This window comes from Pseudomonas sp. 05N432 (genome assembly GCF_056396945.1).
Genome location: NZ_JBFTMM010000007.1, coordinates 78,231 through 101,897, shown reverse-complemented (window position 1 = coordinate 101,897; position 23,667 = coordinate 78,231). Strand labels below are relative to the sequence as shown.

General features: G+C 56.4%; 26 protein-coding genes and 5 pseudogenes. 18 read left to right on the top strand and 13 right to left on the bottom strand.

The features are described from left to right. Window positions 1–36 precede the first annotated feature (36 nt). A complete protein-coding gene (locus AC1DHT_RS09615) occupies window positions 37–1,056 on the top strand; it encodes an SDR family oxidoreductase (protein WP_477761340.1) in 1,020 nt (339 codons plus the stop codon). 23 nt (window positions 1,057–1,079) lie between these two features. Here the strand turns inward: AC1DHT_RS09615 and AC1DHT_RS09610 are convergent, their stop codons facing one another. Together AC1DHT_RS09610 and AC1DHT_RS09605 are read right to left on the bottom strand one after the other, a co-directional pair. Continuing rightward, window positions 1,080–2,609 (bottom strand): sensor domain-containing diguanylate cyclase, encoded by a 1,530-nt coding sequence (locus AC1DHT_RS09610; RefSeq protein ID WP_427545002.1) that lies wholly within the window; start codon window positions 2,607–2,609, stop codon window positions 1,080–1,082. 240 nt (window positions 2,610–2,849) lie between these two features. After that, window positions 2,850–3,719, bottom strand: a complete 870-nt coding sequence (locus AC1DHT_RS09605) for an AraC family transcriptional regulator (protein WP_427545000.1) — start codon at window positions 3,717–3,719, stop codon at window positions 2,850–2,852. A gap of 170 nt (window positions 3,720–3,889) precedes the next feature. Here AC1DHT_RS09605 and AC1DHT_RS09600 point away from each other — a divergent pair, with 170 nt between their 5' ends. Next, complete coding sequence (locus AC1DHT_RS09600) at window positions 3,890–4,261, top strand: GNAT family N-acetyltransferase (protein WP_427544998.1); 372 nt, start codon at window positions 3,890–3,892, stop codon at window positions 4,259–4,261. A 57-nt stretch (window positions 4,262–4,318) separates the two neighbouring features. On the opposite strand, the gene AC1DHT_RS09595 is transcribed toward AC1DHT_RS09600, so the two are convergent. Then, window positions 4,319–4,576 carry a hypothetical protein gene (locus AC1DHT_RS09595; protein ID WP_427544996.1) on the bottom strand — a complete coding sequence of 86 codons (258 nt, stop codon included), beginning with the start codon at window positions 4,574–4,576 and terminating at the stop codon, window positions 4,319–4,321. Between the two features lie 158 nt (window positions 4,577–4,734). Next, on the bottom strand, window positions 4,735–5,838 hold the full coding sequence (locus AC1DHT_RS09590; RefSeq protein WP_427544994.1) for a polyamine ABC transporter substrate-binding protein: 1,104 nt from the start codon (window positions 5,836–5,838) through the stop codon (window positions 4,735–4,737). 140 nt (window positions 5,839–5,978) lie between these two features. Between AC1DHT_RS09590 and AC1DHT_RS09585 the strand changes: the two are divergent. Together AC1DHT_RS09585 and AC1DHT_RS09580 are read left to right on the top strand one after the other, a co-directional pair. Continuing rightward, window positions 5,979–6,350 (top strand): annotated as a pseudogene (locus tag AC1DHT_RS09585) (response regulator transcription factor). A gap of 16 nt (window positions 6,351–6,366) precedes the next feature. Further along, entirely contained in the window at window positions 6,367–6,495 is a 129-nt protein-coding gene (locus AC1DHT_RS09580) for a hypothetical protein (protein ID WP_427544992.1), read from the top strand. 194 nt (window positions 6,496–6,689) lie between these two features. Here AC1DHT_RS09580 and AC1DHT_RS09575 read toward each other — a convergent pair whose 3' ends face one another. Continuing rightward, window positions 6,690–7,130: a DoxX family protein gene (locus AC1DHT_RS09575; RefSeq protein WP_427544990.1), complete on the bottom strand. Its 441-nt coding sequence runs from the start codon at window positions 7,128–7,130 to the stop codon at window positions 6,690–6,692. A 122-nt stretch (window positions 7,131–7,252) separates the two neighbouring features. On the opposite strand from AC1DHT_RS09575, the gene AC1DHT_RS09570 reads away from it, so the two are divergent. Continuing rightward, a complete protein-coding gene (locus AC1DHT_RS09570; protein ID WP_427544988.1) occupies window positions 7,253–8,176 on the top strand; it encodes a LysR family transcriptional regulator in 924 nt (307 codons plus the stop codon). A gap of 17 nt (window positions 8,177–8,193) precedes the next feature. On the opposite strand, the gene AC1DHT_RS09565 is transcribed toward AC1DHT_RS09570, so the two are convergent. Next, window positions 8,194–8,508 (bottom strand): DUF3303 domain-containing protein, encoded by a 315-nt coding sequence (locus AC1DHT_RS09565; protein ID WP_103315934.1) that lies wholly within the window; start codon window positions 8,506–8,508, stop codon window positions 8,194–8,196. Between the two features lie 185 nt (window positions 8,509–8,693). Between AC1DHT_RS09565 and AC1DHT_RS09560 the strand changes: the two genes are divergently transcribed. The 4 genes and pseudogenes from AC1DHT_RS09560 to AC1DHT_RS09545 all read left to right on the top strand — a co-directional run. Beyond that, entirely contained in the window at window positions 8,694–8,948 is a 255-nt protein-coding gene (locus tag AC1DHT_RS09560; RefSeq protein ID WP_427544986.1) for a DUF2790 domain-containing protein, read from the top strand. A 143-nt stretch (window positions 8,949–9,091) separates the two neighbouring features. After that, the gene (locus AC1DHT_RS09555) at window positions 9,092–9,763 is read left to right on the top strand and encodes a heavy metal response regulator transcription factor (protein WP_019689699.1); all 672 of its coding nucleotides are present in this window, start codon (window positions 9,092–9,094) and stop codon (window positions 9,761–9,763) included. Further along, entirely contained in the window at window positions 9,760–11,148 is a 1,389-nt protein-coding gene (locus AC1DHT_RS09550; RefSeq protein ID WP_427544984.1) for a heavy metal sensor histidine kinase, read from the top strand. Before AC1DHT_RS09555 ends, AC1DHT_RS09550 begins: the two co-directional genes overlap by 4 nt. After that, a pseudogene (locus tag AC1DHT_RS09545) lies at window positions 11,139–11,510 on the top strand (glutathione binding-like protein); the annotation flags it as partial. The gene AC1DHT_RS09550 and the pseudogene AC1DHT_RS09545, both read left to right, overlap by 10 nt. 103 nt (window positions 11,511–11,613) lie before the next feature. Here the strand turns inward: AC1DHT_RS09545 and AC1DHT_RS09540 are convergent. Continuing rightward, window positions 11,614–12,549: a Ppx/GppA phosphatase family protein gene (locus AC1DHT_RS09540; RefSeq protein ID WP_427544982.1), complete on the bottom strand. Its 936-nt coding sequence runs from the start codon at window positions 12,547–12,549 to the stop codon at window positions 11,614–11,616. Window positions 12,550–12,804: 255 nt separating this feature from the next. Between AC1DHT_RS09540 and AC1DHT_RS09535 the strand changes: the two genes are divergently transcribed. The 3 genes and pseudogenes from AC1DHT_RS09535 to AC1DHT_RS09525 form a co-directional block, all read left to right on the top strand. Beyond that, the gene (locus tag AC1DHT_RS09535) at window positions 12,805–13,425 is read left to right on the top strand and encodes a LysE family translocator (protein ID WP_103315940.1); all 621 of its coding nucleotides are present in this window, start codon (window positions 12,805–12,807) and stop codon (window positions 13,423–13,425) included. Between the two features lie 255 nt (window positions 13,426–13,680). Next, entirely contained in the window at window positions 13,681–14,541 is an 861-nt protein-coding gene (locus tag AC1DHT_RS09530) for a CAP domain-containing protein (protein WP_427544980.1), read from the top strand. Window positions 14,542–14,590: 49 nt separating this feature from the next. Beyond that, window positions 14,591–14,716 (top strand): annotated as a pseudogene (locus AC1DHT_RS09525) (3-oxoacyl-ACP reductase); the annotation flags it as partial. 250 nt (window positions 14,717–14,966) lie between these two features. Here the strand turns inward: AC1DHT_RS09525 and AC1DHT_RS09520 are convergent. The 3 genes from AC1DHT_RS09520 to AC1DHT_RS09510 form a co-directional block, all read right to left on the bottom strand. Continuing rightward, the gene (locus tag AC1DHT_RS09520) at window positions 14,967–15,563 is read right to left on the bottom strand and encodes a LysE family translocator (protein ID WP_427544978.1); all 597 of its coding nucleotides are present in this window, start codon (window positions 15,561–15,563) and stop codon (window positions 14,967–14,969) included. A 109-nt stretch (window positions 15,564–15,672) separates the two neighbouring features. Further along, entirely contained in the window at window positions 15,673–16,509 is an 837-nt protein-coding gene (locus tag AC1DHT_RS09515; protein ID WP_427544976.1) for an AraC family ligand binding domain-containing protein, read from the bottom strand. Window positions 16,510–16,746: 237 nt separating this feature from the next. After that, a complete protein-coding gene (locus tag AC1DHT_RS09510) occupies window positions 16,747–17,703 on the bottom strand; it encodes a threonine dehydratase (protein ID WP_427544974.1) in 957 nt (318 codons plus the stop codon). A 96-nt stretch (window positions 17,704–17,799) separates the two neighbouring features. Here AC1DHT_RS09510 and AC1DHT_RS09505 point away from each other — a divergent pair, with 96 nt between their 5' ends. The 6 genes from AC1DHT_RS09505 (at window position 17,800) to AC1DHT_RS09480 (ending at window position 21,826) form a co-directional block, all read left to right on the top strand. Continuing rightward, window positions 17,800–18,687, top strand: a complete 888-nt coding sequence (locus AC1DHT_RS09505) for a helix-turn-helix transcriptional regulator (protein ID WP_427544972.1) — start codon at window positions 17,800–17,802, stop codon at window positions 18,685–18,687. A 537-nt stretch (window positions 18,688–19,224) separates the two neighbouring features. Next, complete coding sequence (locus AC1DHT_RS09500; protein WP_427544970.1) at window positions 19,225–19,626, top strand: GFA family protein; 402 nt, start codon at window positions 19,225–19,227, stop codon at window positions 19,624–19,626. Between the two features lie 158 nt (window positions 19,627–19,784). After that, a complete protein-coding gene (locus AC1DHT_RS09495) occupies window positions 19,785–20,195 on the top strand; it encodes a hypothetical protein (protein ID WP_427544968.1) in 411 nt (136 codons plus the stop codon). Between the two features lie 195 nt (window positions 20,196–20,390). Beyond that, window positions 20,391–20,873 carry a GNAT family N-acetyltransferase gene (locus tag AC1DHT_RS09490; RefSeq protein ID WP_103315962.1) on the top strand — a complete coding sequence of 161 codons (483 nt, stop codon included), beginning with the start codon at window positions 20,391–20,393 and terminating at the stop codon, window positions 20,871–20,873. A 115-nt stretch (window positions 20,874–20,988) separates the two neighbouring features. Next, window positions 20,989–21,423: a DUF6678 family protein gene (locus AC1DHT_RS09485; RefSeq protein WP_054598013.1), complete on the top strand. Its 435-nt coding sequence runs from the start codon at window positions 20,989–20,991 to the stop codon at window positions 21,421–21,423. Between the two features lie 55 nt (window positions 21,424–21,478). Next, on the top strand, window positions 21,479–21,826 hold the full coding sequence (locus tag AC1DHT_RS09480; RefSeq protein WP_427544966.1) for a hypothetical protein: 348 nt from the start codon (window positions 21,479–21,481) through the stop codon (window positions 21,824–21,826). A gap of 975 nt (window positions 21,827–22,801) precedes the next feature. Here the strand turns inward: AC1DHT_RS09480 and AC1DHT_RS09475 are convergent. The 3 genes and pseudogenes from AC1DHT_RS09475 to tnpB all read right to left on the bottom strand — a co-directional run. Beyond that, window positions 22,802–23,002: pseudogene (locus tag AC1DHT_RS09475) on the bottom strand (transposase domain-containing protein); the annotation flags it as partial. Further along, window positions 22,980–23,270: pseudogene (locus AC1DHT_RS09470) on the bottom strand (transposase domain-containing protein); the annotation flags it as partial. The pseudogenes AC1DHT_RS09475 and AC1DHT_RS09470, both read right to left, overlap by 23 nt. 1 nt (window position 23,271) lies before the next feature. Beyond that, window positions 23,272–23,664, bottom strand: coding sequence for an IS66 family insertion sequence element accessory protein TnpB (tnpB, locus tag AC1DHT_RS09465; RefSeq protein ID WP_427544964.1), 393 nt, complete (start codon window positions 23,662–23,664; stop codon window positions 23,272–23,274). Between the last annotated feature and the right edge of the window lie 3 nt (window positions 23,665–23,667).

The window sequence follows — 23,667 nt, the reverse complement described above, 5'->3', positions numbered from 1 at the left end:
ATATCTATCCGCTTTAGTCAATGTAAGGGATGACACATGCGCAGTACATTCGTCACCGGCGCAACCGGTTTGCTGGGCAACAACCTTGTGCGTGAACTGGTCGCCGGTGGCTACGAGGTCAAGGCCCTGGTTCGTTCACGAGCCAAAGGTGAACAACAGTTCAAAGATCTTCAGGGCGTGAGACTGGTCGTGGGTGACATGGCCGATGTCGATGCCTTCGCCGCATCGATGCAAGGCTGCGATACGCTGTTTCACACGGCGGCGTTCTTTCGCGACAACTACAAGGGCGGCAGCCACTGGGAGGATCTCGAWAGGATCAATGTAACCGGCACGCGCCGCCTGCTTGAGCACGCCTACGCAGCCGGTGTCCGCAGCTTCATCCATACCTCGTCCATTGCCGTGCTCGACGGCGCTCCCGGCACATCGATCGATGAGACGTGCCTGCGCAACGAGGCTGATGCGGATGACTACTATCGCAGCAAGATCCTCGCTGACCGTGTCGTGTTGTCATTCCTGGAAGACCATCCCGACCTGCATGCCTGCATGGTCCTGCCTGGCTGGATGTGGGGCCCTGCCGATTGCGGGCCGACTTCCTCGGGGCAGCTACTCAACGATGTCGTGCGCAATAAGCTGCCCGGGCTGGTTCCTGGTAGTTTTTCTGTCGTCGATGCTCGCGATGTGGCATTGGCGCAAATCGCCGCAGCGCTGCACGGGCGACGTGGCGAACGCTACCTGGCGGCGGGACGCCACATGACCATGGCTGAGTTGGTGCCCTTGCTGGGCAAGATCGCGGGCGTCAAGACGCCGCTGCGGCAATTGCCGCTGTCACTGCTGTACGCCTTGGCGTTTACGCAAGAGCTCTATGCGCGCCTGACCGGCAAGCCGATTCTGCTGAGCATGGCGACCGTGCGCCTGATGGTGCGCGAAGCCGGGCGCACGCATTTCAACCCTCACAAAAGCGAACAGGAGCTTGGCCTGCGGTTTCGCCCCGTCGAACAGACCCTTACCGATACGCTGGCCTGGTACCACAATCATGGCTGGTTTGAAAAACCCTGACACTGCACCAGTGCCATCGCGGATCAGGCAGATTCACCTTGCACGCCAACAGCGGCGACACTCAGGCGATTTCTGCCCTGCGACTTTGCCAAATACAGTGCGCGGTCGGCCAGATCGATCAGCGACATTTCATCACGCTCGCTATCGTAGGCGGTAAAAGTCGCCAGCCCGAGGCTGGCGGTCACGCTACCGAAAGGGCTCGACAGGTGTTCAAGTCGCGCCTGAGCAATGCCGAGGAGAATGGCCTCGGCAACCGAGCGGGCGCCCTCTTCGTCTGTATTGGGCATCACCACAGCGATTTCTTCACCGCCGTAGCGGGCGGTCATGTCAGCTGGACGGCGCACGCACTGCTTGATCGACTGGCTGATGATCCGCAGGCATTCGTCGCCGGCGAGATGCCCATAGTGATCGTTATAACGCTTGAAAAAATCCACATCGATCAGGATCAGCGACAGAGGACTTCGCAGGCGCCTGGCGCGCTTGAATTCGATGTCCAGAAACTGATCGAAATGCCGGCGATTGGCAAGACCGGTCAGCGTGTCCTCGCTGGCCAGAACTTCCAGCGTCTGGTTAAGCTCGATCAGCGCAGTCTGGGTAGTTCGCAGCTCTGCCTCTGCCCGAATACGATGGCTGATATCGGCAATCAATCTGCGCCCAAGCGTAATCAGGAGTCCCAGCAACACCATCACCACCGCAACCGATTGCCTGGTCTGGCTCCACCATGCTTGCATGGCCTCGTCCTGGCCCACCGCGACCGTCGTGACAAGGGGATACTGATCGCTTCTGGTGAACGCGTAGATTCGATGGATGCCATCGACGTTTGAAACAAAATCCACGGTACCCGACGACATCTTGCGCAGGTACTCGGAAAATATCGGCGCACGAGACAGGTCACGCCCGATGTCCTGCTCCTGGAAGGGATACCTCACTAGAAGACACCCTTCGGATGAGGTCAGGCTGATCACGCCATACTGCCCAACGGATATGGTTCGATAGAGCTTGAGGAAATGTTCGAGACTCAAAGTGACGGCGATCACCCCGGCGAAACTCCCGTCCGGATGATCGATGCGCCGACTGACCGAAATAACCCAGGCACCGGTCGTACGGCCGCGAATCGCCGGACCGATGAAGATGCCGCGGTCCGGATTATCGCGGTGATGCTTGAAGAACGCTCGATCAGCATGGTTGCTGTTGGGTGAGACACGCTTGTTGGTCGAGAATATCCAGTCCCCCTGAGCGTCATACAGCGCCACGCTGTTCAATTGCTTCAGTGCACCCTTCTCCTGAGCGACCAGTACTTTCAGGCGTTCGAGCTGCTGCGGGCCGGTGCCGTCTTTCTCGATCCTGTCAGTCAGCCCCAGCAATACCACTTCACTTTGCTTGAACGTGCCCTCGGTGTACGTGTTGAGCGCATTGGTCAAATTCAACGTATCGGTTTCAATGTCTCTCAGGGTGTTCTCACGGGCTGTCCAGATCTGCCAGGCAGTCAGCACCACCACGGATACACACACCAGAGAGGTCAGCAAAGTGGCAAGTCGGAGGTCGCGTTTCAAGTAAGTACCCGGGCGGTTGAGCGCGCATTGATCAAAAGCCCGCGCAGTATAAACGCCTTCGAACGGTACAAATGACTGAAATGAAAGCTATTGGCCATCTTTCTTTCACGCCAGAGCCTGCTTGCGTTGCTTCAAAGCGGTGAGAGAGCCGCCATTCAGCGGAGTCCTGAAACAGGGCTCCGCTTCTGACTCAATAGCCCAACGACCGCTCCAGGTCCAAAGCAACGTGCGCCACAACCGCTATTGCAACGGAATATAAATATCGGTCTGCCACTGATCGTGCGGTGTCTCGGGATAGACGCTCAGGTAATCGAAGTACAGCGGCTGGTCACGAAGCTCTTCACCGCTGGCAGGCAGCCAGTCGCGGTAGATCGGATAGATCGTTTCGCCGATATGATCCGTCGAGCCCACGTGTCGCACCACCACGCAGCGGCCGCCAGGAATGACGAGCTCGCGCACGCCAAATTCATTCGGTGCCACGGCCTCGTGAATCTCGCCGCAGATTGCGAAGCGGAATTCTTCCGGCGGTGTCGTATCGGGGTTGCCGTAGGGAATGCCAAAGGTGCGACTCGATGCCACCGGCGACTGTCCGCTCTGCGTACGCCACTCGATGAACTTGCGCACGCTTTCATCGACAAGCCCGGTTGGCCCGCAGTGCTCAAGCGCTGCGACCCTGACTTCGGAAAACTCCACGATTCGTACCTGCATGATGATGCTCCTGGAAAAATGAGGAATTGCAAACACCGCCCCCCAGACCTGCCAGTTCGGTTGCTTCCTGAATGCACTCGGCGTCATACCGAACGCCCGCCTGAACGCCCTGGAGAATGCCTCGGGACTTTCAAAGCCGGCACCGAGTGCGGCGTCCAGCACCGAATGATCCGCAAGGGAGGCCAGGCGATGCGCCGCGCGTCGTAGCCGCATCAGTTGCACATAACGTGAGACCGGTACGCCCACAAACGCGGTGAATTGCCGATGGAAGTGAAATTCCGAAAAGTTCGCCACACGGCTCAACGTCTTCACCGAAAGGACACCTTCGAGGTTGGCGTCAATGTAGGCGAGTACGGCGTTGAAGCGTTTCGCGTAGGCGGCGTTGGTCGGCATGTCAGACACTGGATAAAGGCTCCGGGAAGTACGGTAGGCACAGGATCGACCATGCCGGCGTGAACGCGCCTAGCCGCGTTTGCTCAAAGCGCTTGGGTAGCCAGTAAAGCCGCATCCCTTTACGATCAGGCGTCCACACGGAAGGCGTTGCCCTCGGTGACAGAAAAAGGAGCGACCTTATGAAGCCCATCAGAATTCGTACCCTGCAAAGTGCTGATACTGAGGCGTTGCTGACATTTGAACGGGACAATCGCGAATGGTTTGAGCGCCACATTGACGCGCGCAATTCTGCTTTTTACTCGATACAGGGTGTCACCGACCACATTGCCGCTTATTTATCCGATTTTGCCGCCGGAACCTGGCACCCGTTTGTCCTCGAAGATCCTGACGGAAATATAGTGGGTCGAGCGAACCTGAAAGGCATCGACATAGCCGAGCGCTCGGCAGAAGTACTCGAACGGTGTGGCTTCTCGATCGAACATGCCTCTCGGCAAGAAGGGACTCAACAAGAAGGGACAGAGCACGATTATCGGTTTGGCCTGTCGATTTAGATCAGTGAATGAGTGGCCAATACCTGTAAAAACGGGCGCCTTCAGGACTGATGCAAGTCAGTCAAGAGACCGCGCAGGCAACACATGACCTGTAGCAGCCGGTGCAAGTTCGGGGAACTCAACCAGCAGTGCCTTGTTACCCCTGGCGATGTGCTCCGTCACCGCCAGGGCGATGTTTTGACGCACCACTCCGGCCGAGACGTAATACATGGCCCAGGCTTGTTCGGGTGTGCAATGGGCGATCTGTTCCTCAATTTCCTTGTAGGCTTTGTATTCGTCCGACTCCCCGTAGCATTGGCAATCACCTTGGCGCATGACTTTTCTCCTTCCCTGGAACTGCTGTGACAACCCTTTAGTAACTCGACTGATAAATGCAGCCCCTGCTCCCTACGTGATGACCCGCATTTTAAATAAACGCTGGCTATCGCAGGAAGCAGAAGCAACTCTTCAATAAAGACAATACTCCAGCCAGATCAAATGCCAGTCTTCACTTTGCTCCAAACTCGGGTGCGGACACGCTCCAACTTCAATGGCAGCGGCTCAAGTGGAATAAGTGCAGCAATCGTCTTTTGATCCGGGTAAACCCAAGGATTGTCTGCCAGCTTCCGCTCGACAAACTCAGTGGCGTCTTTATTAGCGTTAGGGTACAGCGTGTGATTTGAGGTCTTGGCTATAACTTCTGGTCGCAACATATAATTAATAAACGCCAACCCTTCTTTCGGGTGAGGTGCGTTTTTTAGCAGAACCAGATTTTCCGACCACACCAGCGCGCCCTCGCGAGGAAGACTGTAGGCAATCTTGCGTCCAGTGTTGGCCTTCTCGTTTATGGCCTGCGCAGCAAGGGCGCCATTAGCCCATCCCACAACCGCACAAATATTGCCATCCGCCAGGTCAGCGTCGATTCTGGATGAGTCGAAATAGAGGACGTAAGGGCGGATTTTTAACAGCAGGGCTTGTGCTTTCTGGTAATCATCCGGGTTCCTGCTGTTGCTGGGGAGCCCAAGGTAATGCAAAGCAATCGAAACGATCTCACTGGGAGAGTCGAGCATTGCCACACCACACGACTGGAGTTTGCTGATGTTTTCTTCTTTGAAGATCAGATCCCAGCTATTCACCGGAGCATTATCGCCCAATGCCGCTTTGACTTTATCAACGTCATAGCCAATGCCGGTAGTGCCCCATAAATAGGGCACAGCGTAGCGATTACCAGGATCATTGACCGCAACCTGGGACAAGATATCAGGATCGATATGTGACAAATTACTCAGTTGATGACGATCCAACGGCTGAAGGACTCCCGCCTGGATCAGACTTGGCAACACATTGGAGGTAGCCACCACCACGTCATACCCCGTGCGCCCCGCCATTACCTTACTCTGCATGATTTCGGCACTGTCGAACGCATCCATATGCATTCTGGTACCGGTTTCCTGCTCAAACTCCTTTGGGGTCTCCGGTGCGATAAGCCCGAACCAGTTATACAGATACATCCCGGGCTCTACAGCCGCCACTGATGTGCTGATCCCTACACAGAGAAGCGAGGCTGAAAAAATGCTTCGCAAAGGTGATTTTCTCATGCAACTATCCTTGTCAAGACGATGTGCCCTCATGGCCATCCCAAGCCCTGAATAGTGAATATACCGAGCACTCGCGAATAGTAAATACCTACGAATACTGACCTCTGGCCTACGAATCCCTAACCCTAAAGGGGTAGAAAATGCCACTCAACCTTCACAGCCTGGCCTGGCACCGATCGATTGGAAAGCTGATCATGCAGTTGAACCGTCCAGAATTCTGGAGATCGCTTATTCGCACATTAAATGAATATGTGCAAATCGATAACTATGCATTTCCGCTGGCAGCAACATCCACTTCAATCAAGAACAAATAACAACACGCAAAAAATGACGTACTCAAATTGCTACTAAGTGGCTTTTCCAACAAAGAGATAGCCGGAAAACTTTCCCTGTCGACAGAAACGATAAAAGTGCACCGCCGCAATATTTACGCCAAATTAAACATCAAATCACAATCCGAACTATTTGCCCGTTTCTTTATGCCAAAACAGGATAGCTTCTCTACAAATTGAAGTGTGTGCAGGTCGCGTGATCATCGAACGCGCAGACAATGCAATCAATCATTGCGGCGATGTGCGCGGCGCTCACGAACTGATTGATTCAAGCACACACTTTGGAAAAATCGTCCTGACGACGGGTGCCGATCTCGCTGGCTGACGCCGGGCTTGTCTTTGCCAAGAGCATAAGCCGAAGGATTTGAATGACAAAAACCTTGTGGGAGCGGGCTTGCTCGCGAAGAGGCAATCACATTCAACATCCCTGTTGACTGATACACCGTCTTCGCGAGCAAGCCCGCTCCCACAGGTGCGCTCCTTGCGCCGCACGCGTTCAGCCACTGCGGCGCCATTGGCTCAGCGACGGCGGGCGTCGAGGCTGAAGCGACCGGCACCGAACGCGACGACCTGCAACAGGCCACCCGCCATGGCGATGTTCTTGAAGAAGTGGATGAACTGGTTCTGGTCGCCCAGGTTGTTATGGAATGCCAGCGCGGTGATCACGCTGAACAGGGCAAGTACCAGCGCCACGGTACGGGTGCGGTAGCCGGCGATCAGCGCGATACCACCACCGATTTCAATGATGATGGCCAACGCCAGAGCAAGTTGCGGGAACGGCAAACCCACCGAACCGATGTAGCCGATCATCATCGCCGGGGCGCTCAGTTTGGAGATGCCCGAGAGGATAAAGATGGCGCTGAGGAACACACGGCCGACCAGTGCCGCCGTGGCGGTGGTAGCGACAGTGCTGGACAGTTCATGGGTATCTTTGGAGGTTGTAGCTGCAGATTGGGACATGGTCGTTCTTCCATCAAGTAGGGCGCATCCACCATTGGAGCACCGCGTTGAAGAAAGTCTGCCACCCACTCTACAATCGCAATAGCCGACTAATTTCGACGATTACGTTCGAGTAAATAGAAATGATCTCAGACCCAGGCACTCCCACTCTCGATCAACTGCGTGTGTTCCTGACGGTTGTCGAGGTCGGCAGTTTTGCGGCCGCCGCCCGAAAACTGCACCGAGCCACTTCAGTCATCAGCTACTCGATCGCCAATCTTGAGATGCAACTCGGCGTGTCGCTGTTTGACCGCCACACGACGCGTAAACCTCAGCTCACCGATGCCGGCCGCACCGTGCTGGCCGAAGCCAGAACCATCGCCAATGGCATTCATGGGTTACGCGCCAAAGTAAAAGGCCTGCTTCAGGGGCTCGAAGCTGAAGTTCATGTGGTACTGGATGTGATGCTTCCCGCTGAGCGCGTGGTGGACGCACTCAAATCATTTCGAGAGGAATTTCCTACGGTTGCACTCCACTTGCATATGGAGGCGCTCGGCGCAGTCACTCAACTGGTGATCAACGGCGGCGCGTCCGTCGGCGTCAGTGGCCCGATGAATGAGGGGATTGATGGTATCGAAAGAATTGCGGTCGGCAGTGTTGAGCTGATTCCGGTGGCAGCCCCCAATCATCCACTGGCTTCAAGCGGGTTGAATATTCCAGGTGCTGGACGCGAGTTCATCCAGCTTGTGCTGTCCGACCGTTCGCTCCTGACAAAAAACAAGGATTTCGCAGTCCTCAGTACCCGTACCTGGAGGCTGGCCGACCTCGGGGCTAAACACATGTTGCTGCGTGAAGGCATTGGCTGGGGGAACATGCCGATCACGATGGTTCGGGAAGATCTGGATACTGGCCGACTCGTCCACCTGAAAATGCCGGAATACAAAAGCGGGATGTACACCTTCGACGCCATCTATCGCACGGACCTGCCACCAGGCCCCGCCGCGAAGTGGTTGATTGATCGGTTCATTCAACAAGGCTCAGCGGGCGATGCGCCCGCTCTTCGATAGCACCGGGATAATCTGCATCACTGGGGTTTCAGACCATCGCGCCAGGCGATTGCTTCGAGTTCGACCCGGACCGCGTCCTCGACGGCAACCACAGGGCGTGCCTGGAACTCGAATGCAGGAAACGTCGAACAAACCTTGTGAACCGCCAGCGGATCGTCGCAGTCCACCAGCATGTGCCCGCCCCACTCGCCCACGCGCACGACAAACACCTCGATCTTGAAATTGTCCGGGGCTTTCCATTGACCGAACACCTCCAGGATCCGCTTCTGCGCACTCTCGTACTCCGCAGGCGAACCTTGTGGCCGTTCGAACCAGCTGATCATGTACTTCATCGCCATCCTCCTCTGGAGAGGTAAGGATAGTTCTCGATGCAAGTTCTCGCTTCAATCGCCTCAAGCAACCCGCCCTTGCATTACAACTTTGTAATGGCCCTGTTCGTCAGCTGTTGGAGTTGCCTTGTTACCGTGAACTCACTGCCAAACAACAGGCAGCCCACTTCAGGCAAGGAGATACTGCCATGAAACTGTTAACGCTCGGACTCGCCACCCTCCTCGCCACCGGCTCAGCCTTCGCCGGTACCAGCGACACTTCGGCGGTGATCCACGACAGGACCGGTTTCTTCGTCCACCTGGACGTTGCGAAAGTCCTGTCCACGACTGAGATCTCGGACCAATGTGACGTCACTCCGGCCCGTCTCGATTACCTGGATCATCAGGGTCGGGAACATGTGCTGGACTATTCGGTTCAAGGACGTTGCACCAACGGAAACTGATGGGATGCTGTATGCACATGACTGTCCTGGAGCAGGCAATACGCAACAAAACCTGATGATTGGGCTAAAATTGCGCGACCTGCTCTCGGCGTTCAGGCCCGTTCCTTTGGGTTGAAGGCCGACACCGAACCAAGGTCATTCTCATGAACATCCTTGTCGTGGAAGACGAGCCCAAGGCGGGCAATTACTTACTCAATGGTCTGCAGGAGCAGGGATACTCCGTCAGCCTGGCCCGCGATGGCGTCGAGGGCTTATACCTGGCCCTGGAAACGCCTTTCGACGTCATCGTGCTGGATGTGATGATGCCGAAAATGGACGGCTGGGAAGTACTGCGCCGCCTGCGCAAGGAAGCCGACACACCAGTACTGTTCCTGACCGCGCGCGATGACATCGCCGACCGAATCAAAGGCCTGGAGCTGGGGGCCGACGACTACCTGATCAAACCCTTTTCGTTCGCCGAACTGGTCGCACGCCTGCGCACCCTGACTCGTCGAGGGCCGACCCGGGAAGAAGAGCAACTGCAGATCGCCGACCTGCAGATTGATGTCATCAAACGCCGCGTCACCCGCGCCGGCGTGCGAGTGACGCTGACAAACAAAGAGTTCGCGTTGTTGCACCTGTTCGCCACGCATCAGGATCAGGTGCTGTCGCGTTCATTGATCGCCTCCCGGGTCTGGGACATGAACTTTGACAGCGACACCAACGTGGTCGACGTGGCAGTGCGACGCCTGCGCCTGAAAATCGACGACCCTTTCCAGCTGAAGCTGATCCACAGTGTGCGGGGCATTGGCTACCGCTTCGATACGCAACCATGAACCGTCGCCATTACTCCCTCACCCTGCGCCTGGCCGTGGTGTTCGCCTTGCTGGCCTTCGCCCTGATGGCCACCACCGGCGTCGCACTGTACCGCGATCTTGAGCGCGAACTGATCCGACGCGACGAGTCCACTTTGGTCTACCGCATCGATCAGCTGCGTACTTTCCTCAATGGCAGCAACACGCTGGAACTGATCAAGACCAAACCTATTCTGTTTCAGAACATGCTGGGCAATCGCGAATACATACTCACCATTGGTGTTCCAGGGGAAGCCCCGTTACTGCTGGTCAATCCCCGTCATATCGATATTCCCGACCTCACTCCCGTGGCCATGGACCATTCCCTGTCACTGACCGATGTACAGCATCTACCCGCCGTGAACGGAACCCCCTTCGCGGCCATCTCCGCGAGTATCGACTCGGGCACGCTGAAACTGACCGTTGGCTGCCTGATGACCGAACGAACCGCCGTACTCGCCAGCTATCGTCTCAGCGTCTACATCCTCGCCAGCCTCGCGGCGATTGTCCTGGCGCTGGCGGGATATGCCCTGCTTCACCGCGGGTTGTTACCCGTCAGACGCCTGGCGCAGCAAGCCCACGGTATCGGCATCGGTAACCTGACAGAGCGACTCGACAGCCAAGGCGCTCCGAAGGAGTTGCTGCCGATGATCGACTCGTTCAACACCATGCTTGAGCGACTCGCCAAGGGTTTTGCGCAACTGAGCCAGGTCTCGACCGACATGGCCCACGAACTGCGCACGCCCATCAACAACTTGCTGGGCGAAATCCAGGTCGCCATGCATAAAAACCGCAGCGTGGAGCATTACCAGCAGTTGCTCGCCTCCAACGTCGAAGAACTTGAACGCCTGGCACGCATGCTCGACAACATCCTGTTCCTCGCGCGTACGGACCCCGGTAGCGCTCGTGATCAGCGCCAGGAACTGGGCGCCGCCGACGAACTGGAACGCGTAGCCGATTATTTTGAAGGCCTGGCAGCAGACGTCGACATGACCATCCGCGCTGAGGGCGACGGCCTTATCTGGGCCGAGCCCATGCTGCTACGCCGCGCCTTGGCCAACCTGTGCGCCAATGCGATCAAATATGGCGCCCCGCATTCCGAACTGTTGATCCAGGCCACACCGTCCGAGGACGGCATCAATCTGCGCGTGCGCAACTACGGAACCACCATTCCGGCGGAACACCTTCCAAGATTATTCGAGCGTTTCTACCGCGTTGATCCATCACGCGAGCGCTCGGCCCAGTCCAATGGCCTGGGGCTTTCGATCGTCGCCACGATCATGCAGTTGCACAGTGGCCGCTACAGCGTCACCAGCGAAAATGGCGTGACCTGTTTCGATCTGTTTTTTCCGATACGGGAGCAGTGAGAGCCAAAGCACGGGTGGATCAATGGATTGATTGGCAAGCGTCAGATCTCAACAAGTCGTGGAGTTATGCCTTCATGTCGCTGGTCCGGCATTCACCTGAACATCAGGACGGCCACGCATTGGCAGCCGCATGCAGCAACTGGTCGAGGCACATGGAGATCCTCAATCGACAGCTCGAATCAACCGGGGCCTACGTCAGCGGCGACGAGTTTTCTCTGGCAGACATACCGATCGGCCTATCGGTTAATCGGTGGTTTCAAACGCCGCTTGCTCATCCGGACTTTCCTGCCGTGAGCGACTATTACGAACGCTTGAGTCGTCGACCAGGCTATCGCCTGCATGGAAGAAACGGGACGCCATGATCTAAGTTTCGGGGGAGTTTGGTGTCCTGCATTGGGTCGATTACTGCCCTTGGCGACAGGCAGAAATCGGCCGACCGTGTTGAAAGGTCGGCTTCGGTTTCCACTAGTGTTTACACATCAGGCCATGCAGAACGCCGAACCTCAAGCCTGGCTCGGACGGAGTCATATGCGGGATACCAAATACCTTGAACGCCGCCAGCATGAGCACCAGGCCGCCGGGCAAGGCGCTCAGGCGATGGGTTGGCAAGCCCGCCAATTTGAGTCGTTTCACATGCCCCGCGTCCAGCAGACGCAATGACAAACGCAACAGACCGCCGTAGGTGATTCCGCTTTGGCCAGAGTCGTTCAATCCGTTGGCCTTGAGCACTTTGGCCAGCACCCTTGCGGTACCTGAAGAACCGATAGTCTGCTGCCAACCGAGTGCACGATAACGACGTGCAACTTTTTCAAACTGTAGAGTGGCCACCCGCTCAGCCTCGAGGAGCGCCTGAGCCGTGATACCGCCGCCCTGAAAGTAACGTGCGCCAAAGGTGCCGCTGCCGATGGCAATGCTCTCGGTCAACAGGGGGTGAGCACCCTGCCCCAGAATCAATTCAGTGGAGCCACCGCCGATGTCCACGACCAGTCGCATACTCTCAGTACCCGGTATCGTGTGGGCAACCCCGGCGTACACCAGTTGGGCTTCTTCATGCCCAGAGATGACGTCAATACGAAAACCCAAATGTCGCTCCGCACTGGACAGAAAAAGTTGAGCATTATCAGCTTCGCGGACGGCACTGGTCGCCACCGCACGTACACGACCGGCCTCAAAGCCGCGTAACTTTTTGCCAAATCGCGCGAGTGCCTGCCATCCCCGATCCAGCGCAAATTCGTTCAGCGACCCGCCCTGAAATCCCTCCGCCAGGCGGACAGGCTCACGCAGGGTTTTCACCTCCTGGATAATGAATTGCTGGTTCCGTTTGACCGACTGGCCAATCATCATGCGAAACGCATTGGAACCCAGGTCAATGGCCGCAAACAGGGAGGTGTCTCCTTTCATACGGGTATTCCTCGCACATTCATCAGCCATCAGGCGGAGCACTGCTGAGCGCTCAAGACGGTTTGCGAGGATCTTGCCATCGGTTCGATGACGCCATGATGACACCCACTCTCCATTTTCAATGCAACAGGCACCAGGCCAAGTTGTCTGGCAGAAGCCGAAGCGTTCGTAAAAAGACTGGAAGATCGTGTAGTCGCAGAAGCCAACCCGCCATGTGCTAACGTTCGCGCGTCGTCACTTTAAAGTCATTCGCCGATGTCTATTGCAGATAATCTCCTCGCCTTTACCTTCGCAGCCACTCTGCTAACGCTGACGCCCGGCCTCGATACCGCTCTGGTTTTGAGAACCGCAACGGTGGAAGGTAAGCAACAGGCGTTTCGCGCTGCGCTGGGTATCAATGCTGGCTGCTTACTGTGGGGCGCCGCTGTCGCCTTTGGCCTGGGTGCTCTGATTGCGGTATCGGAGCTGGCGTACAGCCTGTTGAAATACTGCGGCGCCGCTTATCTGGCATGGCTCGGATTGAACATGTTGCTGCGCCCGCGTAGCTCACTGTCGCCCGTCGAAGATGACGGCAAGCCAAATGCAAACTGGTTCCTGAAGGGCATGATGGGGAACGTCCTCAATCCCAAAATCGGCATTTTCTACGTCTCTTTTCTCCCTCAATTTATCCCCCACGGACACAGCCTGGTTGCCTGGACATTTGGCTTGGTCAGCATTCACGTGGTGCTGGGTCTGATGTGGTCTTCGACGTTGATTGGCGCGACTCAATCCCTTGCCGGCGTTCTGCGACGTGAGAAAGTGATCAAGTGGATGGATCACACCACAGGCATGGTCTTTGTTCTGTTCGCAGCTGGACTGGCCTTTAGCAAGCGCTGATGGCGCCATCCCCACCTGGCCGTGATTTACCTCCAGGCTGATTGCAGCCTTTCTCGATAGGCAGCAATCAGCCTGGAGCGCACGCACGGCTCCAACAATAAATTCCCCCCTTTGCTCGTGAAACTTGTGTTGAGGCCCACAGTCTTAGCCCGGCTTTGGAATCCATTTGCGAGCCAATACAGCGAAACGCTCTGCGGTCATTCCTCAGCCCACTATCGCCATTACCGTCGTCATCCCATCAGAGCTGCCCGCCTCATGCACCAGACCGTTCGCTCCTCCCGCGTTTTCTCGCTCTGCCTTATTCCTTTGCTCCCCCTGTTCGCCAGTCCCGCCCATGCCGGCGGGGAAAGGCAACTGGTGGAGGACATCAACGACTACCGCGCCCAACCGCAGCGCTGCGCGGGGCGCACGGTCCAAGCCTTGACGCCGCTGGCCCTGAAGTCGAACCTGGCCTTGCCGATCGGTTATGGAGGCGTTACGCGGGAGACGTTGAAGGATTCCGGCTATCAGGCGGCGTCTGTGCGGACTATCCGCCTGGTCGACGCTGAAGATGCCGAGGAGGCCTTTGACATGCTCGAGAGCCGCTACTGTGGGGCCCTGCTCGATACCCAGTTCACCGATATTGGCGTGTATCGCGACGAGAGTGAATGGCAGGTGGTGCTGGCGCGGCCCTTGCTCGATAGGCATCTGGACGACCCGCGAGCGGCGGGCAAGACGTTGCTGGCGCAAGTCAACGCGGCACGGGCGAAACCGCGCCTGTGTGGTCGTCAGCGCTTCGCCGCTGCACCGCCGCTGACCTGGAATGCCGCCCTGGGGACAGCGGCGCAGGGGCACAGCCGGGCGATGGCCAACGACAATTACTTCGCGCACCAGGACCCCAACGGTGATATGCCGTGGGACCGAGCGAAGGCCGCCGGCTACGGTGGCCGGCAGATCGGAGAGAACATCGCCGCCGGGCAGCGTTCGCCGGACAAGGCTATGGAAGGCTGGCTGGCCAGCCCCGGGCATTGCGCCATTCTGATGAACCCGATGTTTACCCAGGTTGGCGCGGCCTATGCCGCGAACTCGCATAGCGACAACGGCATCTATTGGACGATGCTGTTCGGCGCGAAATGAGGAGATGGGGGACACCCGTTAGCCGGTCCTGCGTCAAGATCCAAAGCCTACCCACGAAGACTACGCTGCTGTGCTGTCGGTGAACCTGAATGGTTTCTTCTACATCACCCAACTCGCCATCGCCGAGATGGAAAAACACGGCAGCGGCCATGTCGTCAGCATCACCACCAATCTGACGTATTCAGCCGGTCGCGACAGGCAGTAATCGGCCGAAGCTGTGTAAAAACGATTTAGAGCAAGTTAAACGGTCAGAACCAGAACGTTACTGGACAGTCGAGACTACAGTCGGCCTGGCAATACCCCCCTTGAAGTCTCTGTACGAACGCATTCTGCCCGCCTATTTCTCCATACAGGCCGTCTTCACCACCCTAAGTCTGGCGGGGTCTGGCTGCTGATTAAATCGCCCTGCCCAGGCAATGTTCGACCTACACCAGCACGGTCAACCAGGCCGACACCAGCAGCAAAAAAGCCAGTGCATGGTTCACGCGTTTGAACGCCTGTCGCGAACCAAAAAACCGAGCACTACCCACGCCGAACAACGCCCACAGGGTCATGCACGGCAAGGAGACCAACAGAAACACCAGCGACAACAACACCAGCCGCATGGTCTTGTCGCCGCCACCGGCAAACACGCTCGCTACCGCCACCGCCATCATCCAGACTTTGGGGTTGAGCAATTGCAGGGTGGCGGCACCGAATACGCTCAGGCCCTCGTCGCGCGGGGTAGTCGGGTTCAGGGACGGCGGCGCGCTTTGAAAGATCTGCCAGGCCAGCCAGCTCAACCAGAGCACCCCGGCCCAGGCCATCGCCTGCTGCACTCGCGGAAACCGCAGCAGCGTCTCGCCCACGCCGAGCCCGACTGCAAACACAATCAGCGCCGCCGCCACGCATGCGCCAAAAATGATCGGCAGCGTAGCGCCCAGCCCCCACCGCGAACTGTGGCTCAGCACCAGAATATTGGTCGGCCCCGGAGTGATCGAGGCAACGAACGCAAACAGCAGGAAAGGCAACAACGATTCCATGGTTCAGACTCCCTGAGGACACATCGAAGGGGCAGAAAAGAACAGCGCAAAAGACATGGCATGGACTCCTTGATCAGATAGGAGGCCTATGGTCGCGGGTCAGCTGGATTCAGTATGGAAGGTTTGAGCAGCGCTTGCGGTAGTCCGCTGGCGTGAGCTGGTAGGCACGGCGGAACCAGCGCCCCATATGGCTTTGATCGGAGAACCCGAGAGCACTGGCCACCTGCGCCGGCGACTCGCCCCGCGCCAGTAGCTGCCGCGCCTTGGCCAGACGCAGCTGGATCAGATAAGCATGAGGCGCCAGCCCAAAGGCTGCCTTGAAGGCCCGCGTCAGGCGAAAGCGATCGACACCACAGGCTTGAGCCAGATCATCCAGCCCGATGTCCTCGTAGACATGGGCATGCAAATAGTCACGCGCAACCTGGGCCACCAACGGCAGACGCGGATCAAAGGCCTGCCGCTTGCGCCAATCAAGGTGGCAAGTGAGCGAACCCAACAAGGTATCGATGGCGCTTTGGCGCACGATGCGCAAGTCACCCTCTTGGAGCACGTGGAAGGCTTGATAAATGGCAGTGGCCAGGCCCGGATCCTGGCTCAGGGTGTCGGCAAAACCCGGCTGACTGTTGGTCGGCGCGTGCTCGAACAACGCGTGCAACTCCCGTTCCAGCCAGTGCGGATCGAGGTAGAGCATGGAATAGGTAAACCCTTCCTCGGTCGGCGCATGCCCATCGTGGATTTCCCCCGGCTCCAGCATGAATACCTTTCCCGGCGTACTGAGGTGGCGAACGCGTCGGCAATTGAACTGCTGCACCCCCTGTTCGGTGACCCCCACCAGAAAACTGTCATGCCAGTGCGGATCGTAGGCATGCCCCCGAAAATGGGCACGAATCGATTCAATCCCGGTATCGGCATCCTGGGACAGCTCAATCCAGTTGCGTTTATCCACGGAAGGCTCCAGAGGTAATGGTTCAGCTTTGAACTGTGCGGGCGACTAAATTACCGCGCTTTGGAAAAGGACGTTTAGAAGATTTGTGCGGGTTGATGCTGAGCCATAGCTGCCTATGCTGAAAGGCAGAAAACGGGTCGATTTCCGTCAGTCGTGACCGGCACAAATCGGCCAAAAGCAGTCGTTGGCGATGGACTGCTTCCGGCCAGAAGCGGTCATCTACCCCATCGACTTACTTCACGCAATCACTCTCGCATACACCGAGCGGTCCACATTCCCACCGGACAGAATCACCCCCACCCTTCTTCCAGCCATTGCTTCACGCTCCTGAATCAGCGCCGCAAGGGCCGCCGCACCCGCCCCTTCGGCAAGATTGTGGGTATCGGTGTAATACACGCACATGGCCTCGGCAATCTGCGCCTCACTGACTGATACGATTCGCTGTGCACCTTGCGCGTAGATGGCAAAGGCTTCTGGAATTGGCTTACGCACGGCAAGGCCGTCAGCAAAGGTATTCGCCGAAGCGGTTTCGCATATTTCTCCTGCGTCAAACGACAACTTTGCGGCCTCGGCATTAGTGGAAACCACACCCACCACCCGGGTGTTCAGGCCAAGTGCGTCGCGGGCGGCGATCACCCCACAAATCCCCGAGCCACAGCCAATCGGCACGTAGACCGTATCCAGATCCGGCGCAGCCTTGAACAGCTCCAGCGCATAAGTGGCCACGCCTTTGACCAACTCGGCATGGAACGGCGGAACCAGATAGAGGCCATGCGCTTGCGCCAGGCGCGCGGCCTCTTCACGGGCTTCATCGAAATCGCGACCACACTCGACCACTTCACCGCCAAAGGCGCGCATGGCATTGTTCTTTTCTACCGAGTTACCCTCCGGCACTACAATCAGCGCCCTCAAACCCAGCGCGCCGGCTGCCAGCGCCAGGCTCTGGCCATGGTTGCCGCGGGTGGCGGTGACAATACCCTTGATGCCCGGGTGCTCGCGCTTTAGCCAGTGCATAAAGGTAATGCCGCCACGCACCTTGAAAGCACCTGTCGGTGTGTGGTTTTCGTGCTTGACCCAAACGGTGCAACCCAAGCGCTCGGCCAACAAGGGCCAAGGGTATTGAGCGGTAGCGGGCATGACCTGATACACGTGGTGAGCAGCGTGTTCGATATCGTCGCGAGCCAGTCTGAGCATGAGTCGTCTCCCTGAGGTTTTGCCCAGTCTAGACACGAGCGCATCACGCAGGCTTTCAAAAAACTGACCTGACTTTTGTGCCCCCGCTTCACTACTATGGTGTTCATGAACCATCGAAGCCGCCTTCAGCCAACGCCCCGCCCCGAACCGGTCCGCCGAGTCGAGGCAGGGCCATGGACGATAGAATTGCTACCCGGCGCCGCCTACGCGACCCGGTATGTAGCGCCCCAGGCAGCGATTGGCTTTGCCTTCGACAGCCAGCGAGGCCTTCACGCCATTGGCAGCGACCGAGTGCTGCCCTTCGATGCCATGCCCAACGGTCTGGCGTTCGTCCCCGCCGGCTGTGACGTGCTGTCCGAGTCACCCATGGGCGGTGAATACCTGCGGGTAATGCGCACTGACGGTAATGCGTTGGTCGGGGAAAGTGCATTCAACAATCGCATTGATCAGCAGGCCATTACCCTCGCCCTGCGAATGCGCAGCGCGTTGTTGCAAACCTCCGTGGACGACGATTGGGAGGCCTGGGCACTCGCATTGGCTGAACGGGCGACGGGCGATCAAACATTTTCGGCTCCACCCCAAGGCTCTATCACCGGCAGCCGGATGCGTCTGCTCGATGAGTTCATTGACGCTGGTCTCGACGGGCCGCTGGGCATACCGGCAATGGCGGGCTTACTTGGATTGTCCGAAGGCTATTTCATGCGGGCGTTCAAGAACGCGACGGGCAAGAGCCCGCACAGTTACCTGATCGACCGACGTCTTGCCAAGGCCCGCGCACTGATACGCGATTCGACAGCAAGCCTGGCAGAGATCGCCCACACCTGCGGTTTTAACTCCCAGGCGCACATGGCAACCACGTTCAGGCAACGCCTTGGATTAAGTCCGGTACAGTTGCGCGGATATGTGAGGTCGTTAGTACAGGTGTCGGGTAGCTATCGGCCAGAAGCGGAAACACCGGCCTGTGTTGCGTCGGAAAACAACTAGAGATTATTAGAATGCCGATTCAGTGCCAAAGGTGCGGTCAAGGCTCAGTCCGAGCGATGCGTATCCGTTCTACGCACATTTTGCTGTGGGTCTGCGAGGAGTGTGAAGCAACATGGAAAAGCCAAGAGGACGTCAACGTCGGTGAGTTTGAAGACTACGGAATGCTAATGATGAGTATCGGACACAGTCCTTTGTGGTCGGAACTGAAGTCCCAGTAAAAAGCGCGTCCCCCTTCGTTTTACACTTTCTGCGAACCGTCCGCTTCGGGTCCAGTCTGTGTGAAAACGTTTTAGAGAAGGTTTGACGGTCAGGACTGGAACGAAAATCGCGTTCCTAAACAAACTTCCGGCCTGCTGATTAACCAAGCGTTGGCAGATTTACGTAGCAACGCAGATTTCAAAACGGCGCATGCGTTTTCACACAGTCTGGGTCAATAACAGGCCTTCGCGACAGGCAGATATCGACCAAGAGCGGTCGGTCGACACCGAAACTGCTCACGGGTTAAATTGCCGTCTTCATCATCAAACGGCGTCCAATATGACTGATATCTTTCAGGGCAGCTGCCTTTGCGGTGCCGTCAAATACGAAATCCAGTCACGACCAAAAGTTCTTTCTCACTGCCATTGCAGCCAATGCCGCAAAAGCCACGGAGCAGCGTTTGCCAGCTATGGCAGCGTGTTGCGCAGCGACCTGCATCTTGTCCAGGGCGCCGACGGCATCAAGTCGTACCCATCCTCTGAATCAGTACTTCGCCAGTTCTGCGCCGAGTGCGGTTCGTCGCTGTTCTGGTCAAGAAGCCAAGGTGCGTACGCCGAGTGGATCTCGATAGCGATGGGCACTCTGGACTCCACGTTCACTTCCGACAAGCAGAAACATATAGAGGTAGTGTCCAAGGCAACATGGTATGAAATTCAGGATCATTGGCCACAGTCCAAGTGACCATTTGGGGTTGATAACGGCCTATCACCATGTCCATGCGGGATCTCGCTACCTCACCCTTAAACTCAGATAGCAGCGTAGAGATCAGAGTCAGCTCAGTCGTTGCGCGCTTGATTGGACGACGTCATCCTGTATCAATGACGCCTAAGGGGATTTCAATGGATATTGACCGCCTTCTAAAAAAGCGGCAACTGAACGTGCAGGAGCAAAATGCTGTCATCGGCCACAAGCTCAGGCGAACCGCCAAGGCTTGGCTGGACGTTGGTGTTCCTGTTGCCTTGGCACGGTATGGCGAGACCAAAGGCATTAATTGGTCAGAAACCGTCGTACTTGAACTTGATATCGACTTCCCCGGAATGCCACGCCTCTATGGTCTGTTGCTTACTCAGGCAGAGCAGTTCATAGCGTTTGAAATTGATACCGATAGTGCTCATCAGCACATCGAATCGGTGGATCAATGGGAGGATGTGTCCGCTTACCAAGACTATTCGATTTCCAAGCGTGGCACTGGAAAAGGCTTCGCAGCGATTGCTCTCCAGGTCAGAGGTGAACTTTTCCCCCACTTGTAGGCGCCCGTTATCATTCGAAGTCGCACCAGTCAGGCTGAGCTCTTCTAGCTTTATTGAGTACAGTTTTAGATCGGTAGCAGCCCTTCATGACAGGCAAATATCAGCCAAAAGCAGCCATTGGAATATCCTCCCGACCATGAGACAACGACCGGGAGCCCTGCGAACCACCTACCCAATCGAGGAGAGTTGCACATCATGGACGAAGCCATTACTTACCGAACCGCAACGGTAGAAGACGCACTTAGCATGTGTGAGTTGGGACAATTGCTTAACGCGGTGCACCACGCTGCCCGTCCCGATATTTACGCGGCTGCCACCCAAGACTTTTCGCGCGACCTTCCTCACTGGTCAGGCCTTTTCGAGAAACCGGGTCAGGTTGTATTCATCGCGAATGTCGGTCACCAGACCGCAGCCTTCATTACTGCCAGCCTGTCGGCAAGTTCTGGGCCGCTGATGCAACCGCTGAATGTTGTTCGCATCGGATCGGTATGTGTTGCCGAGCAATTTTGGGGGAAAGGTATTGGACGTAGGCTTATTCAACTCGTTAAAAACTGGGCAATCGAACATGACGCTCAGGACTTGAGGTTGTCTGTCTGGCCGTTCAATGCACGTGCGGCTCGCATGTACACAGAGTTCGGGTTTGAGACTCGTGCTTTCGAGATGGGAATGCGCCTGTAAAGGCGATCACCCTAAAGGTGAAAAGAGGTTCAAGGGACCTCAGCGGGGTCATTCGCGACTGACAGCCAATTGCGGTCATTCATTCTTGAACACCAAAAAATCGATAGGACTGAATATGAGCGAGCTACCGAAGTCCGGCACGGGCCATGATGATGTAACACGGAAGAAAATCCATGCTGCCGTAGCGGCGAGAAACTTGGCAAGCGCATCGAACAATACCAAGTGGGATGAGCTGATCAACCATTTCCGCCAGCTTCAGGGTTGGCGTCCGTCATACCGATTCAAGTCCGTCACTGGATACATCTCAGGGTGGGATGTCGAGTGGTTTTACCATCTACCGTTTCCATTTGCGTCCGTCGAATGGTTCGACATTGGTTTGTTGGAAGCAGCCCCCTCAAAAGGAAGGCTGCTTGCACGTACAACCATTGACCATACAGACGAAATATCGAAGGTCGTCGCACACATTGGATTCGAGTTTGACGTGCGCGCTGACGTTCTGAGAATTTGGGGGTACATCCCAAAATCGTATGAAGACTTTCCGCCTGTGTGACAGTCTGTAATGAAAACAGGACAGACTTATTTCTCTGTCATCAGCTTCGACGGCAATGAAGAATAAATCTGTCCCCCTTTTTCCACATCGTAATGTCACCCTGTGGTTTCCCGGCCCATCAAATGCTTGGGCTCTGGTGTACTCGCTTCAGGATGCCAGTGCCCCGTACCTTGACTTCATGTACACCAGCAAAGAGCCGCCTCAGGAAGCCCTGTCCGCATTGCTATGGAAGTATCCACAGTGCACCGTTATCGATTGGTCGCTCGGACGTTTGGCCTGCATCAAGGCCCAGGGTGTGGATGTTGAGACGCTAGCGGAAATTATCCGGGAAGTCGCTGAAACTGCTTGGGGTGAGCGCATCACAGTCGTCGATGCTTCGTACGAGGAAATGGGTAGAGCGTGACCCAAGAGCGGACACTTGATCAAGATTTTCGGGCACCATAAAGCCAAGCAATAACGAGTAGTGGATAGGAAACATGAACTTTGGCTGGAACCGGATGGCTGCCAGACTTTCTGCCTAGCCGATGCTCACGGAGATGGGGCGCGCAGGCTTCTTCACGAAAAAGCCAAACTTATCTGGGAGGTTGAAGCTGAAAGTCACTTCGTAGCGATGACCAAATACTATTCGTATATGGACTGGGGCGAATACCAGACAGACTTTCCCGAACAAGATCAAATCCCCTACACGGAACCAGGATGGGGTGTTTAGCCGTAGCACCGTCCTCCTCTATCGGCTCTTGACGTCTATGGTCTCATTCGGATCGATAGCTGCCGGTCTACGCCGACAAAAATCAGCAAAATGAAGTCGCTGGCTGCTCGGTTTAGCGTAAGCAGCTAGCCAAATCACCTAGTGCCGACCACTGATTCAGCATCGACCTAGCTGAATGCTCACCAAAAAGGTTGATGAGCACTCTATGATTCAATAAATCCGAGTCTGATAATACCCTGGATATCAGGGTCCTAGACAGGGTAAATAATGGATAATTATGCAGCACGCTATGTGATATTTGCTTTGTCCCTCTTCGTGTTGTGCGAGCCAGTACAAGCATCAGTATGGCAAATTTGCAGTATGGAACTACGTATCACTAATGTATTGAAACGTCCGTATCCGCAGCTACAGGCCCAGATCCTGAAGGTAATCCCGGCATCGCCCACTGTGGAATGTCCAAAAGAAGGGTCCACCCTCACTTTTACCCCAGAAACTACAAACTACCAAAGTGAGCTCCCACGTCGACAGTGGCCCAACAAAGGACAGTCCGTGCACGTTAATTACCGGTATTTGGATGGCATATGTAAGGGAGATGGCAATAATTATGGGTGCCGTATTAAGCACTACCCAATAGTCGGCCCTTGAGTGGCAAGAGCCTCCCAATTCAATCTACATTAGTTGGGTCGGCCCCCACTGATGCGGCAGCAACCGGTCGATCTCACTCGCCCGCTGCGTCGGCAGGCGCGTGAGAACATCTTTCAGATTTGCATACGGATCATGACCATTGAGCCGCGCAGACTGGATCAAACTCATGATCGCCGCCGCCCGTTTTCCACTGCGTAACGAACCTGCGAAGAGCCAGCTTTTTCTCGGTCGCCGCTGGCACTGCTTGCAAGGCCTGAAGCTCTGCTTCAATCGCTGCGATATCGGTATCGATCAGGTCATCGAGCAAACTGGCCTGCTCAGGATTCATCTGCTCGCTGCGCTTGGCAAACTTCAAACGCTTGAGCTGGGCGATTTCGTGGGTCAGCTTCTCGATCACCGTCTGATTGCGGTTGATCTTCTTGCCCATCGTCTCAATGGTTTTACCCATCGTTTCGACCGTCTTACCCAGCGTGTCAACCTGACGGTAAGGCATCTCAACACGCTGCATCAACTGCGCGTTGCCATGGCAGTCCCAGCACCAATGCCTGAAGTTGCTCGGTATCCAGTTCCATCTCAGAACCATGGCGAATGCCAGGCCAGTGGAACTTGCCTTGGTTCAACCGGCGAGCCGCCAGCCATATTCCGAATCCGTCATGCACCAGCACTTTCATGCGATTGGTGCGGCGGTTGGCGAACAGATAAGCACAGTGCGGCTGCGCGCAATCACCTTGTCTAAAGCCGTATCGGTGCCTGCGCGCATGTCCATCGGCTCGGTGGTGAGCCAGATGGAGTCGATGCGAAGTAAGCGAACACCAAACACACCTTGTGAAACTGACCGGCGCCTCTCCTGATACAAACTCCCCCCGCAACACTACCCCCTGTTCCATCGG